The following is a 14,557-nucleotide window of genomic DNA, read 5'->3' on the forward strand; positions in this document are numbered from 1 at the left end:
GGCATTGGTATGACCTCATTGCGCACCCGAGATCGGCTCATTAATCGGTTGCGCGAAGAAGGCATTAAAAACGAAACGGTATTAGAGGTGATCCGCAATACCCCCAGGCACCTTTTCGTGGATGAAGCCTTGGCGCACCGAGCTTATGAAGATACCGCGTTACCCATCGGTTTTAATCAAACCCTGTCACAACCCTATATCGTAGCGCGCATGACGGAAGCTTTATTGGCGAATGGGCCTGTCAAACGGGTTTTGGAAGTTGGCACAGGGTCAGGATATCAAACAGCGATTCTAGCCCAATTGGTGGATCAGGTGTTTAGCGTTGAGCGGATATTGCCATTGCAGGAGCAGGCGCGCGCACGTATTGATTTGCTTGACCTGCGTAATGTCAAAATGAAGCACGCCGACGGTGGTATGGGTTGGCCAGAGAAAGCCCCCTTTGATGCCATTATAGTGACAGCGGCGCCGCGTGAACTTCCAGAAGATCTGCTGTTGCAATTGGCTGACCCCGGACGACTGGTGATTCCGGTGGGGCCCGATGAGCAGCAGGAATTAGTGCTAGTCACAAAAAATCAAGAAGGCGTTAAACGAATCGTGCTGGAGGCAGTGCGTTTTGTGCCGCTGCTGAGTGGGGCTATCAATTAAGGGACCCGTTCAAGTTATGAATTATTTTTCGTTGCTTAAAATCGACCACTTTTTCGCTGTAAATCTTGGTTATAGCTGGCTGTTATCCACAGTTTATGCTCGATTATTTCATTGTGACTAACTTAAAGTCTAAATCTCATGCAGCAACAAAAATATAAAAAAAATATTGCGCTCTTTTGTAAAGGCATGGCGATGGGTGCTGCCGATGTGGTGCCTGGCGTCTCCGGTGGTACGATTGCCTTTATTACCGGAATCTATGAGGAGCTTATTGATTCGATTAGTGCGGCAAATCTGCATGCGCTGAAGCTGCTGGTTACTGGGAAGTTTACCCAAGCCTGGGAGTATATTAACGGGACTTTTCTGCTGTTGGTGTTCTCTGGAATTTTGGTCAGCGTTATTTCCCTGGCGAAATTAATCTCCTGGGTATTGGAAAATCACCCCAAAATTATTTGGGCTTATTTTTTTGGTTTAATCTTAGCTTCAGTAGTTTTGATTGGCCGGCAAGTTAGGCTAACAGATTGGCACAATCTATTATTTTTTGTGATAGGGGTGGTAGTGGCTTATGTGATTACTGGTATGTCGACGATATCGATTGCGCCAACCATCTTTACTGTTTTTGCCGCAGGCGCAGTGGCGATTTGCGCCATGATTCTACCCGGAATATCGGGGAGTTTTATCTTGGTGATTTTGGGTATGTATCAACCTATTATTACTGCACTTAAGGATTTCAATGTGGGTCTGCTCAGCTTTTTTGTCTTGGGTTGTATCACCGGCTTATTGAGCTTTACCCATCTTTTATCTTGGTTGCTGCATCGTTATCACGGCATGATGTTAGCATTGCTGACCGGTTTTATGCTGGGCTCTTTAAATAAGGTATGGCCATGGAAGCAAATAACCGAAATATCCGGCCGCTTAAAAGAGCAAAATTTATGGCCCAGTGAATATCTTGCCGTGGTGCAGGCAGATCCTCAGTTGATTCTGGTATTGTTGATGCTGGTATTTGGGGTTTGGACTGTCTATGTTGTTAATTATGTAGGCAATGCGAAGTCTTCCTAACTTAAAATTTTGTGCGATACTGATCTTTCTCGCCTTTCTATCGGCCTGTGTCAGTCATAACCATGCGCCAGTACGCGACTTAGAAAGGCCGCAAACTGTCAACTGGGGCAAGCACCAGGTAGAGAAAGGCGAGACCCTTTATTCGATTGCCTGGCGCTATGGTCGTGATTATCGCGATTTGGCAACAATCAATCGCATTAGTGCTCCCTACCTACTAAAACCGGGTGAGATTATTCGGCTTCATGTAGCAAAAAATAATGAGCCAGCCCCCAAACGGAAGTGGACCCCTCCCAAACCTAAGCAGAACAGCGGCAACAGCCCAGTAAGAAAAAATGTGGAGCCAGTCAAAGTCGCTGTAGCGGGCCCTCTGCAATGGCGTTGGCCCGCTCAAGGTAAGCTCGTAGGCACGTTTTCCAGTTGGACCGATAACAAAGGTATTGATATTGCTGCTCCGAAAGGGTCGCCTGTGTTGGCAGCAGCGCCGGGAACCGTGGTCTATGCGGGTGATGGGCTGATTGGGTACGGGAATTTGGTCATTATCAAACATGACGCACAGTATTTGAGTGCTTATGCGCACAACCAGAGAATACTGGTATCAGAGAAGGATAATGTTAAAGTTGGGGCAAAAATTGCCGAGATAGGTTCTACGGGAAGTAAAAATGTAAAATTACATTTTGAAATTAGAAAAAACGGTAATCCGGTCAATCCATTAAACTACTTGCCGAAGCATGTTAATTGATGTTTGGGATAGAAATTTTCATGGAAGTTACTTTAAGTGGGTTAGATAAGTTTGTGAAAAAAAATAAGTTTTTCAAAAAATAATTTAATAAATAGTTCACATCTCACCCTTAAGGTATTAAGATCGCGCAAGTGCTTTGATTGATAATAAGAGAGGAATGGCGATGGCTAAGTCGGATGAAATAGTAATAGAAGAAGATATCCTTGACGACTCTGACGCTGATGTCACGGAAGAGGTCGAAGAGCAAGAGATCGAAATTGATGCTGGAATGGACAATAAGAAAACCTTTGACGCCACTCAGCTCTATCTCAATGAAATCGGGTTTTCACCACTTTTAAACGCGGAAGAAGAAGTCTATTTTTCACGCTTGGCGCTCAAAGGCGACGAGGCAGCGCGTAAGCGTATGATTGAAAGCAATTTGCGGTTGGTGGTTAAAATTGCGAGACGCTATGTTAACCGTGGTTTAACCCTGCTCGATCTGATTGAAGAGGGGAACCTGGGTTTGATTAGAGCGGTAGAAAAATTTGATCCTGAGCGAGGCTTCCGATTTTCGACCTATGCGACTTGGTGGATTCGTCAAACGATTGAACGTGCTTTGATGAATCAAACACGGACTATTCGCCTGCCAATTCATGTGGTTAAGGAGTTGAATGTTTATTTACGGGCCGCCCGAGAACTAACACAAAAATTAGATCACGAGCCGTCTCCAGAAGAGATTGCCGATATGCTTGACCGTCCAGTGCAGGACGTGAAGCGAATGTTGAGCTTGAACGAGCGAGTGACTTCTGTTGATGTTCCCATGGGGCCGGATTCAGATCGTTCCGTGGTCGAAAGTGTCACTGGTGAGGCTATCACTGATCCGTCGGAGCTGTTGCAAAATAGTAATCTGCAAGGCAGCTTAACTGACTGGCTTTGTGAGCTTTCCGATAAACAGCGAGAAGTGATAGCTCGACGATTTGGCCTTTTGGGCTATGAAATGAGTACGCTTGAAGAGGTAGGGCTGGAAATTGGTTTAACGCGGGAAAGAGTGAGGCAAATACAGGTGGAAGCTCTAAAACGTCTACGTAGTATTATGGAGAAAGAAGGATTAAGCGGAGAAACTGTCTTTAGTTAAGTCTTTAATTAGATTCGCAGATTCGTTGTCAGAAAACGTGAAAAAGGGTGGTTTGAACCACCCTTTTTTTATAGAAAATTTTTGTATTTCTTAGCGGTCGGTAAAAACAGGTATAGAAAATTAGCGTTCTAAGTATTGGAGCTTACCCTGCACACCGTCCCACTCTTCAGCATCTTCCGGTGCATCTTTGCGCTCGGTGATGTTAGGCCATACCTCGGCCAGTTCTGCATTTAATTCCAGGTATTCCGATTGATCGGTAGGCAGTTCATCCTCCGAGACAATGGCTTCTGCCGGGCATTCCGGTTCACACAGTGCGCAATCGATACATTCGTCAGGGTGAATCACGAGAAAATTGGGGCCTTCATAGAAACAATCTACCGGGCAAACTTCCACACAGTCTGTGTATTTACATTTAATACAGTTTTCAGTGACAACAAAGGTCATATGGTAAGGTCTCCATAGCGCACGACATAATAACGCGACATTCTAGTTTCCACTGCCGCATTACACAAGTTAAAAGCTATTTTTTAGCGCACAGATTGTTGCAAATCGTAGAGCAGTTGCAACGCCTGCAATGGTGTTAAGCGATCAATGTTTAGTGATTTGATTTGTTCAATGACTGGATGCGGGGTTGGTGCGCTGAATAAATCCGGTTGTCGAGCACTGGTTGTTCGTTTGCTTTGTTTTACTAGCGTTTCTCCCTGCTCCAAAACCCTAAGTTTTTGGCGGGCCTCGCTAATAACATCATGGGGAACACCTGCAAGCTGAGCTACTTGCAACCCATAACTTTGGCTGGCAGGCCCTGTCTGTACCTTGTGCAAAAATATAATGTGGTCTTCATATTCGGTGGCATCAAGGTGTACATTAATTGCGCTTGGCGCCAATTCAGGTAAAGTCGTCAGCTCGAAATAGTGGGTGGCAAATAAAGTATAGGGTTTAACATGGGTCGCTAAATGCTGTGCACAGGCCCAGGCCAGGGAGAGCCCGTCAAAGGTGCTGGTGCCGCGGCCCACTTCATCCATCAGCACTAGGCTTTGGGGGGTCGCATTGTTGAGTATATTGGCGGTTTCTGTCATTTCTACCATGAAGGTGGAGCGGCCGCCAGCCAAATCATCGGATGATCCCATGCGCGTAAAAATACGATCAACAGGTCCTATCATGGCGCTGTGCGCAGGAACATAGCTACCAATATGCGCCAATAGAACTATCAGTGCGGTCTGTCGCATATAGGTTGATTTGCCGCCCATATTGGGGCCGGTAATAATCAACATACGCTGTTGTGCCGTCAGGTTAAGATCGTTGGGTACAAAAGCTGAATCCTGTACCTGTTCCACCACGAGATGACGACCCTGGTCGATAAGAATTTCTGCCTGTTGGGTTAATGTTGGCGGTGTTAGATTTAGGGCTTCTGCGCGCTCGGCAAGATTCGTCAACACATCCAATTCGGCTAAACCGGTCGCGCAATCCTGTAGTGGCTCTAAATACTCCGCCACCTGTGAGATTAATGCTTCATAGAGGGCTTTTTCACGGGCTAATGCTCTGCTTTTACTGCTGAGTGCTTTATCTTCGAAAGACTTGAGTTCTGGAGTAATAAAACGTTCTGCATTTTTTAATGTTTGGCGGCGAATGTAATCGGCGGGTGCCTGTTCAGCTTGCGCACGGCTAATTTCGATATAGTAGCCATGCACCCGGTTATAGCCCACCTTTAGCGTACTAATACGGGTACGTTCCTTTTCTCTGGTTTCCAGGTCAACGAGGTATTGTCCGGCGTTTTCGCTAATACCGCGCAATTCGTCCAATTCGACATCAAAGCCAGGAGCAATCACACCGCCTTCTCGAAGAACAACGGGTGGATTATCAACGATAGCTTTTTGTAGCAGTTCCTCTAATTCAGGAAATTCGCTGATTTGTCGAGCGAGGCTTTGTACTAATGGCGCACGCACCAGCCTGAGCAATCGCTGAATTTCTGGAAGTTGGGTAAAGCTTTGCCGGAGTTTGATGAGATCGCGGGGTCTTGCTGAAGCTAGCGCGACACGTGCTAACACGCGTTCAATATCACTGATCTGGCGCAACACTATATGGATGGATTCATAGCAGTAATTTTCAAGTAAAGCGGCGATGGATTCCTGTCGTTGGATTAATATGCCTTGATTGCACAAAGGGCGGTTGAGCCAACGTAACAGGAGTCGACTACCCATAGGCGTTGCTGTGCGATTCATCACCGAAGCAAGGGTTTTGTCTTTGCCTCCGGATAAATTTGTATCTAACTCCAAGTTACGCCGTGTTGCGGCATCCAAAATAACACTGTGTTCGCGTTTTTCTACGTTCAGTCCGCGAATATGTGGCAATGCCGTACGCTGCGTTTCACGTGCGTATTGCATGAGACAACCAGCGGCCTGGATAGCGACGCTGAGTTCATCGCAGCCAAAGCCAGCCAAATCATTGGTTTTGAATTGTTGTGTTAACGCACGATAAGCCGCATCAAAATCAAAATTCCAGGACGGTTGTTTTCTAATACCAGAACGGCGGCTAATGGATGGGTGAATTTCCGCATCATCACTGATGAGCAGTTCGGCGGGATTTAGTCTTTCTAACTCACTGATGAGTGCGTCAGCACCCTTGACTTCGAGCAGATTAAAGCGGCCAGTGCTGATATCGAGTATGGCGATACCATAGAGTTCGGCAGCAGCTAAATTAGCATAAATAGCGACTAATAGGCTGTCGCGACGCTCGTCTAAATAGGCTTCGTCAGTTAGCGTGCCGGGAGTAATGATGCGAACCACCTTGCGCTCGACCGGGCCCTTGGCTGTTGCCGGGTCGCCAATTTGTTCGCAGATCGCCACGGATTTACCGGCTTTGACGATCTTCGCTATATAACCATCGGCAGCGTGATAGGGTATGCCTGCCATTGGGATCGGTTGTCCGGCGGTTTTGCCGCGTGCGGTCAGAGTAATGTCCAGCAGATCCGCCGCGCGCTTGGCGTCGTCGAAAAACAACTCATAGAAATCACCCATGCGATAAAATACCAAATCATGAGGGTGCGCCGCTTTGATTTTTAAATACTGCTGAATCATCGGCGTGTGTTCTAGCTTTTTAGCGTCGGCTGCGGTTACCATTGTTCCCATGTTGTTAAGCGAATATTGTTGAGCAAAAAAAGCCGATTTTACGTGATAAATGATGTAGATATAAGCGTTAAATGTGAAGAGAAGAAAACAATGAATGATATCACGCCATTGTTGATAGCAACGAGCAGAGCCTTGCTTGATCAGGGCCTGTCGATGGTGACAGCCGAGTCCTGTACAGGGGGTTGGATTGCACAACAAGCAACGACACTGTCAGGTAGCTCTGAATGGTTTGACGGTGGCTTTGTGAGTTATTCCAACGCAGCGAAACAGACTATGCTGGGGGTCACGTCAGAGTCGCTCAGTCGCTATGGCGCTGTTAGCGAGGCAGTGGTGATTGAAATGGTAGCGGGGGCGATTAAAGCCTCAAGAGCGCAAGTGGCGGTCGCTGTTAGTGGTGTCGCTGGGCCGGCGGGGGGAAGTGAGGAAAAACCTGTTGGCACTGTTTGGATTGCCTGGGGCAAACAAGGACAGCCGACGATAGCCAACCGTTTTCATTTTCAGGGAGATCGTGAACAGGTACGTTGGCTGACTGTCGTCAGCGCTTATCAGGGGCTCTTAGCACTGCTGCAAAATAAATCTTTGAAATAAATAAAATACTGTTGTTTTATACAGTTAAATTCAGTAGTCTTTGCATCGGTAAAACTAATTTTCGAGGTGAACTGATGGACGAAAACAAAAAACGAGCGTTAGATATGGCGTTAGCACAAATCGATCGCCAGTTTGGCAAGGGTTCGGTAATGCGCATGGGGGATCAAGAGCGTCCAGATATCCCCTCAATATCGACCGGTTCATTGGGGCTGGACATTGCACTTGGCCTGGGTGGCTTACCCAAAGGAAGAATTGTGGAGATTTATGGGCCCGAGTCTTCCGGTAAAACCACGTTGACTTTACAGGTCATCGCAGAGGCCCAAAAGGCTGGTGGTACCGCTGCCTTTATCGATGCCGAGCATGCTTTGGATCCAGGCTATGCTGAAAAAATTGGTGTTAATGTTGATGACCTTTTAGTATCTCAGCCAGATACGGGTGAACAGGCCCTCGAGATTGCCGATATGCTGGTGCGCTCTGGTGCGGTGGATGTGTTAGTGATTGATTCCGTTGCTGCGCTGACGCCAAAGGCCGAAATTGAAGGAGACATGGGTGATTCTCACATGGGCTTGCAGGCTCGTCTGATGTCTCAAGCTTTGAGAAAAATAACCGGAAATGTGAAACGCTCCAATTGCATGGTTATTTTTATCAACCAAATCCGCATGAAGATTGGGGTGATGTTTGGTAATCCTGAAACAACGACGGGTGGTAATGCGCTCAAGTTTTATGCATCTGTACGTTTGGATATTCGACGCACAGGCGCGATTAAAGAGGGCGAAGAGGTCGTTGGTAACGAAACCCGGGTCAAAGTTGTGAAGAATAAAATGGCTCCGCCCTTTAAGCAGGCCGAATTTCAGATCATGTACGGTAAGGGAATATTCCGGTTAGGGGAGATTATTGATCTGGGTGTAAAACAAGGGTATATCGATAAATCTGGTGCTTGGTACGCTTATCAGGGCAATAAAATTGGTCAAGGCAAAGCCAACGCTGCTCAATTCTTGAAAGAAAACCCACAGATTGCGCAGGAGATTGAAGCAAGAATTCGTACTGAGATGTTAGGTAGCCCCGCAGCGAATGCTGATGATATTGAGGCTGAGGTCGAAACCTGAAATCAGGAAAACTGAGTAAAGCTTCCGATGTACGGCGGGCCGCTATGGACTTGTTGGCCCGCCGCGAACATTCCCGCCAGGAACTTCTGCAAAAACTACAAAGACGCGTTGAAAAACCAGCACTATTAGAAGAGTCACTCGACTCGCTCGTTATGGATAATCTGCTTAGTGATGAGCGTTTTTGCGAGGCGTTTATTCGTTCGCGAATGAATAATGGATATGGGCCAATTCGTGTTATGTCTGAACTTAAAGCGCGAGGTGTGTCTGAGCAATGGGTGACGAAATATTTGGATCCTCAAGCAGAAGGCTGGTTAGAACGGTTGTCGGAATTAACTAAGCGTAAATTTGGTTCCGGTGTCACTCAGGACTTAAAATCTCTTGCGAAACGCCAGCGTTTCCTGCAGCAGCGGGGTTATACTTACGAGCAGATCAATTGGGTGTTACGGAGAAATTATCCCGAGTGATCTAGGTTTAGTATGTCTGTAGAATAATCGAATTTTCCATTGACTGATATTGAGAATTTAGGAACGCCATGAATTTAGCTTTCATTGGTTTGGGTGTGATGGGTTACCCCATGGCAGGACATTTAGCCCAGGCCGGGCACCAGTTAGTGGTGTTTAATCGCACGACTTCAAAGGCAGAGCAATGGGTTGAACAGTATGGGGGAAGCCTTGCCTTGACGCCAATGCAAGCCGCTATTGGTGCTGAGATAGTATTCACCTGCGTCGGAAATGATGAAGACCTCCGCCAGGTTACTCTGGGTGAAGATGGTGCATTTGGAGGAATGTCTAAGGGGAGTCTTTTCATCGACCATACCACGGCATCTGCAAATATTGCGCGTGAATTATTCAAGCAAGCTCAGGGTCGTGAGTTTGCCTTCCTTGATGCCCCCGTGTCGGGCGGACAGACGGGGGCGCAGAATGGTCTGTTGGCAATCATGGTAGGGGGCAACGCGGGCGATTTTGAGCGAGCTAAACCCGTACTCGATGTCTATGCCAAATTAGCTAAGCTAATGGGCCCTCCCGGTAGTGGTCAGCTGACTAAAATGGTTAATCAAATTTGTATCGCTGGTCTTGTTCAGGGACTGGCGGAAGGGTTAAATTTTGCCCAGGCCGCTGGTCTGGATGGTGCTCAGGTAGTCGAAGTTATTGCAAAAGGTGCGGCGCAATCCTGGCAGATGGAAAACCGGTATCAGACGATGTTGCAGGGCGAGTTTGATTTTGGGTTTGCGGTTGACTGGATGCGAAAGGATCTGGCGATTGCTTTGGCTGAGGCGCGTCTTAATGGAGCGTCTTTGCCAGTGACGAAGATTGTGGATGGCTATTATGCTGAGGTGCAGGCAATGGGGGGTAATCGCTGGGATACTTCCAGCTTGATTGCGCGACTTCGATCAAAAACTTCCTAGTTAGTTTTTAAGGATTTTATATCAATAGCAAAACCAGTAAGAGAACCAAAGCCATTACATCGGAGCCAATTGGCCCTTTGATGTTTCGTCTTACTGTGCCGATGATATTCGGCATGATTTCGATGATGCTATTGGGGGTTGTGGATACCTATTTTATCAGTATGCTCGGTACCCATGAGCTTGCTGCAGTAAGTTTTTCCCAACCTATCGCTAATATTCTGATTAGCGTAGCGCTGGGGATAGGTATGGCGTTAGGCGCTTTATTGTCGCGTCTGATCGGTGAAAGTCAGCATCAAAAGGCGGCACGCTTTATTACGGATACCAAAATCATTGCGGCGTTAATAGCGGTGATTGCTGCCTTTATTGGTTTTCTTGCGATTGATCCATTATTTAAAGCATTGGGTGCAACGGAAGAGGTAATGCCCTTTATTAAAAGCTACATGAGTATCTGGTTTATTGCTGCCCCTATGTGGATGCTCACGATGATTGGTAATAATGCACTACGGGCAATTGGCGACACAAAACTTTCAGCCAGCATTATGGCGCTACTGTCTGTGATTAATCTGATTTTTGACCCTTTGCTAATATTTGGTATTGGCCCATTTCCTAAACTAGGGGTCGCTGGTGCGGCCTGGGCGACGCTGATTGCCTGCATGACAGGTTGGCTTTGCTCTATTGCGATATTGACTTTTCGTGAGCAGCTTTTGGAATTTACACGCCCCAGTTTTTCGCATCTGCTGCCGAATTGGTTCGAGTTATTCAAGATTGCAGTACCAGCTATTGCTGCAAACATTATGACGCCGATAGCGGCGGCGGTGCTCACGGCGATGATTGCTCGGTATGGCGTTGAGGCGGTAGCTGGTTTTGGAGTTGGGGCGCGGATTGAGTTTATTAGTTTGATAGTGGTGTTTGCGCTATCCTCGACCCTGCCGATGTTTATTGGTCAAAATATCGGTGCGGGAAAGCCTCATCGAGCTTACCGGGCTTTGATGGGTGGTTTAAAGTTCTCTTTGATTTTTCAAACGGGGGTTTATCTCCTGCTACTGGCCACATCAGGCTATATCGCGAGTGTGTTCAGCGATAACTCACAGGTGGTCGGGGTCATTAAGATGTTTTTGTTGGTGTTACCCTTAACCTACGGTGCTCACGGGATTGTTATCTTGGTGATGGTGTCTTTGAATGTACTGCGGCGACCGCGCACGGCGCTATTAACTACGGTCGTGAGATTGCTGCTACTTTATCTGCCGTTGGCCTATATTGGTTCACTGCTAGGCGGCATCAATGGACTATTTATCGGCGCAGCCTGCGGCAACATTATTGCAGGCTTAATCGCTTATGCGATTATTCGCCGGGTATTTCGTGAGCAGGGAATCACAGCACTTGAGACTGGCTAGCTTAAGGCTGCTGTTAAGCCCCTTCGATATCGTAATTGCTCAAATCCACCACAGCCATCGTAGCACGTTTAAACTTATCAGGGCGCGGCAACGGAACGGTTGCATCCACCCCCATACGGCACCACTTGTCATTTTGGACCATGGGGTTTAAACGGTGGCCGATAGAGTCTGGAATTTTTAGTAAATCGGTTTCGTAACAACAGCGTGTTGCCACAGCCCAATCGACATCGGCGACGTTATATATATCCACATCGGTATCAACAACAGTGACGGTTTTTACAAAGGCGAGAGAAACGAAAGCGGCCATCATGGCGTTACGCTGGCTGCCTTCAAATTTCTTATCGATTTGAACAACAAGATGGTAAGGTACGCTGCCATCGGAAAAATGTACGGCGGTAACTTCTGGTATCAGGCTGTGAATTTTGTCATAAGCTCCAGCACCGGCTATGATGCCATAAGCATTTCCCACTTCCTTACCGGACAAAATCGAGTGGAAGACCGGATTTGCACGGCGCGTGATTGCGGTGGCTTCAAAAACCCAACGCTGGTCACGTTCTGCGTAATAACCAGTGACTTCAGCGTAGGGGCCTTCTTCCTCCCTCAGTTTGGGTAGAATTTTACCCTCAATAATAAATTGCGCGTTGGCGATACCTTCAACGCCGACAGTTTGGCTTTCTATTAATTCGACGGGCGCACCACGAAGCTGGCTGGCGATACCCAGCTCGTCCATTTCAATCGGGGCGGCCGAAGCGGGTACAGCGCCTGCCATACAGACAGGAAAATCAACACCGTTGTTGACGGTAATTTCAAGTGGAACGCCTTTGGCTTCGGCGCGTTTGTAATAATCCATCAAATGACCTAGCTCTTCGAGTAGGAGCGTCATTCTGTTTTCGCCGACCAGCATCATGCGGTGAATCGAAAGGTTACGAACACCAGTATCTGGATCTTTAGCAATAACCACGCTCGAGGTCAGGTAACGTCCGCCATCGCCTTCTGCATGGTGAGGGATAGGTAGCTTGGTTAAATCAGGTGTTGCCTCGATGACTTCATTGGCTGGGCCGTTTTTTAGAACAATGGGTTCCATCGGTGCTTGCCGCCACTGCTTAATACCGTCGGCCAGCACAAAAGGAAGTTTGGCGCTATCAGTATTAAAGAATTGCGCCATCATCGCCCGGTTCCAATAGAGGCCGAGTAGCAGAGGGTATTGGGAGCCCTTTACCTTTTCGAATAAAATCGCTTTACCACCTTCGAATTTCTTTGCTATTCCGGCTAACTCAAAGACAGGATCGACCTCAGATTTGACGCGCATGAGATGATTGTTTTGTTCGAGGTATTCTATATAGGATTGAATGTCTATCAGGTTTCTTGCTGCGAGATCCATATTTTTTATCCTGCTATACCTAAATGCGGTTAAAGCGAAATGATCCTTAGTTTTCTGGTTAGCTGCCAAACTTTTTTCCTGAGACAGGAGTAACTTGGCGCTGAGTTAGTATCAGATTGATAACTAAGGGGATTGTTTCAATATAACGGAGTATACAAGAGTCGGCATTTATCTTGCTATGCCTAAAACGTAGCGATTTTTAAATAGATGCTCTTATTGTCAGTTATTGTCTTTTCTTATCCGCTTTCGTTGGTTTATCTGAAGGTCTTGCACTGAAAGCTGGTTTTTTATTAACCGTACTTTATCGGCTTTGGAGAGCTTTTTAATTTTAAGCTCTGCCCTTAAGGCAGTGCTCTTGTCGTCGACTTCTTGTTGCCAAACTAACTCAAGGGGGCCTTTGCCCCTAAGGTATTTGGCACTCTTGCTGCTGTCACTCTGATGTTCCAACAGTCGCCGCGCGACATCAGTGGTAATGCCTGTGTAGAGACTACCGTTGCCGCATTTAATGAGATAAATAAACCAACGTTTCAATGGGATGGGTCAACGAAGTCTTTTAATGATATTTTACCCTCGCCTCTGGCACGGAGTCGTTCAAACTGAATTCGTTGTTCAGGCTTATTCAATGGAGGTTTTGTGGCGTCAATACCCCAGCGACTACCGGAGCGAAGCTTGGTTTTTTCTAAGCCGGTAATCATTTTGCCTAGCGGTTCCAAGTCAAAAGATCGCATATCCTCCAACACAATGAGATCCTTGGCTGGATCGGCTCTGATAGAGAGGGCATAGATAAGCTCATTGGCGTCTTGAATATTGACGTCTTGATCCACTGCAATAGCCATTCTCGGCAGGAATGGCATCGACAATGCTGTGAGTAAGGCATCACGTACTTCTTCACGACAATTTGCAGTCATCTGAATGGCGGCGCAGTTGATGGCTGAATGCATGGGGACGGCTACATCATGTACGTTTATACCTTTGCTGCGTAGCATGTTGTAAAGCAGAGGCGCGATATAAAACTCACAAATGCCGTGATGATCGGTAAATCGTGTGGGTTGAATATGTCGATAGATAGGGTCTTTGCGCATACTGATCGCAGTAACATCAAAAAAAATTTCTTCGCCAATAATCGGGCTATGGGTGTCCGTGTGTGCAGATGTGTGGATATATGGCCCTGGATTCGGGTCTAGGTAACCTTCGATCACTATTTCTGCGTAGGCCGGCACCTGCATATCTATTGTTTCACAGTTAACCAATGGAACTGGCTCACCCAGTAATGTGGCGGCCATATGTAACTCACTAAACCCAGGGTGCGGACCGGTATAGACTGCGGCCAGCTCATAGGCGGGATGGCAGCCGATTACCATAGCCATTGGTATCGGTTCGTTATGAGCTTGGTAACTTTCGATATTACGCCAAGTGTGTGACGATAATAGGTAACATTGTCCGCGCTGAGGGCCTGCCACTTGCACCATCGAGTAGGAACAATTGTGTATATTCGCCCCTCGTTCTTTAGTAATAATAATGGCGCCACTTATCGTTGGTATATGAAAGTCAGAGGGCTTTAGGTTTAGGTGAGGAACCTCTATACCCTCGCTGGGTGTTGGTGCGGGCAAACGTGTCAAATCGGCGTCTTTGCCTAGCCATAGGGTTTCTTTAACGGGCCCTGTTGCAATTTGAACAGTCTCTCCCGGCCCTTTAAGTAGACACGCCGCATAATCCTGCATGACCCGGTCAGGTTTCGAGTTTAATGCGATCGCTTGATGGGTACGATTAGTCAGTAGGGCATCAACTAGACGCCAGCCCGGATAACCATCAATATTATTAAACAAAAGAGGTCGTCTGGCCGCTGAGCAAAGCGCAGGAATTTCGGTATCAAGACTCACTTGTTTGGAGACGGAATCTATCTTATCCAATGCTGCGACATCCGCCAGATAACTTCTTAAATCTGCTTGACGATAATCCATCGAAATACCTCCGGAATCTTAAAATGCGTCGCTATTTTAGTTA

At 47.0% G+C, this 14,557-nt stretch carries 14 protein-coding genes; 9 read left to right on the top strand and 5 right to left on the bottom strand.

Features of this window, described 5'->3' with window-relative positions; all coding sequences use genetic code 11:
* Positions 1–9 precede the first annotated feature (9 nt).
* The 4 genes from H6995_04505 (at position 10) to rpoS (ending at position 3,554) form a co-directional block, all read left to right on the top strand.
* Positions 10–645, top strand: a complete 636-nt coding sequence (locus tag H6995_04505) for a protein-L-isoaspartate(D-aspartate) O-methyltransferase (GenBank protein ID MCP5214253.1) — start codon at positions 10–12, stop codon at positions 643–645.
* Between the two features lie 138 nt (positions 646–783).
* Positions 784–1,701 carry a DUF368 domain-containing protein gene (locus H6995_04510; GenBank protein ID MCP5214254.1) on the top strand — a complete coding sequence of 306 codons (918 nt, stop codon included), beginning with the start codon at positions 784–786 and terminating at the stop codon, positions 1,699–1,701.
* Positions 1,685–2,440: a peptidoglycan DD-metalloendopeptidase family protein gene (locus H6995_04515; protein MCP5214255.1), complete on the top strand. Its 756-nt coding sequence runs from the start codon at positions 1,685–1,687 to the stop codon at positions 2,438–2,440. Before H6995_04510 ends, H6995_04515 begins: the two co-directional genes overlap by 17 nt.
* Before the next feature lie 157 nt (positions 2,441–2,597).
* On the top strand, positions 2,598–3,554 hold the full coding sequence (gene rpoS, locus H6995_04520; GenBank protein MCP5214256.1) for an RNA polymerase sigma factor RpoS: 957 nt from the start codon (positions 2,598–2,600) through the stop codon (positions 3,552–3,554).
* A gap of 120 nt (positions 3,555–3,674) precedes the next feature.
* Here the strand turns inward: rpoS and H6995_04525 are convergent, their stop codons facing one another.
* Entirely contained in the window at positions 3,675–3,998 is a 324-nt protein-coding gene (locus H6995_04525) for a ferredoxin family protein (GenBank protein MCP5214257.1), read from the bottom strand.
* Between the two features lie 83 nt (positions 3,999–4,081).
* Positions 4,082–6,628 (bottom strand): DNA mismatch repair protein MutS, encoded by a 2,547-nt coding sequence (gene mutS / locus H6995_04530; protein MCP5214258.1) that lies wholly within the window; start codon positions 6,626–6,628, stop codon positions 4,082–4,084.
* A gap of 141 nt (positions 6,629–6,769) precedes the next feature.
* Here mutS and H6995_04535 point away from each other — a divergent pair, with 141 nt between their 5' ends.
* From H6995_04535 to H6995_04555, 5 genes are all read left to right on the top strand, one after another.
* Positions 6,770–7,267 (top strand): CinA family protein, encoded by a 498-nt coding sequence (locus H6995_04535; protein MCP5214259.1) that lies wholly within the window; start codon positions 6,770–6,772, stop codon positions 7,265–7,267.
* A 74-nt stretch (positions 7,268–7,341) separates the two neighbouring features.
* A complete protein-coding gene (gene recA / locus H6995_04540; protein MCP5214260.1) occupies positions 7,342–8,373 on the top strand; it encodes a recombinase RecA in 1,032 nt (343 codons plus the stop codon).
* Between the two features lie 44 nt (positions 8,374–8,417).
* Positions 8,418–8,837: a regulatory protein RecX gene (locus H6995_04545; protein MCP5214261.1), complete on the top strand. Its 420-nt coding sequence runs from the start codon at positions 8,418–8,420 to the stop codon at positions 8,835–8,837.
* 68 nt (positions 8,838–8,905) lie between these two features.
* The gene (locus tag H6995_04550; GenBank protein ID MCP5214262.1) at positions 8,906–9,778 is read left to right on the top strand and encodes an NAD(P)-dependent oxidoreductase; all 873 of its coding nucleotides are present in this window, start codon (positions 8,906–8,908) and stop codon (positions 9,776–9,778) included.
* Between the two features lie 80 nt (positions 9,779–9,858).
* Entirely contained in the window at positions 9,859–11,172 is a 1,314-nt protein-coding gene (locus tag H6995_04555; GenBank protein ID MCP5214263.1) for an MATE family efflux transporter, read from the top strand.
* Positions 11,173–11,185: 13 nt separating this feature from the next.
* On the opposite strand, the gene H6995_04560 is transcribed toward H6995_04555, so the two are convergent.
* The 3 genes from H6995_04560 to H6995_04570 form a co-directional block, all read right to left on the bottom strand.
* Entirely contained in the window at positions 11,186–12,553 is a 1,368-nt protein-coding gene (locus H6995_04560; GenBank protein MCP5214264.1) for a UbiD family decarboxylase, read from the bottom strand.
* 219 nt (positions 12,554–12,772) lie between these two features.
* Positions 12,773–13,090, bottom strand: coding sequence for a GIY-YIG nuclease family protein (locus H6995_04565; protein ID MCP5214265.1), 318 nt, complete (start codon positions 13,088–13,090; stop codon positions 12,773–12,775).
* A complete protein-coding gene (locus H6995_04570; GenBank protein ID MCP5214266.1) occupies positions 13,081–14,514 on the bottom strand; it encodes a UbiD family decarboxylase in 1,434 nt (477 codons plus the stop codon). The genes H6995_04565 and H6995_04570 overlap by 10 nt, the downstream gene beginning before the upstream one ends.
* Positions 14,515–14,557: the final 43 nt, after the last annotated feature.

Source organism: Pseudomonadales bacterium, assembly GCA_024234615.1.
Taxonomy (GTDB): Bacteria; Pseudomonadota; Gammaproteobacteria; order Pseudomonadales; family IMCC2047; genus JAJFKB01.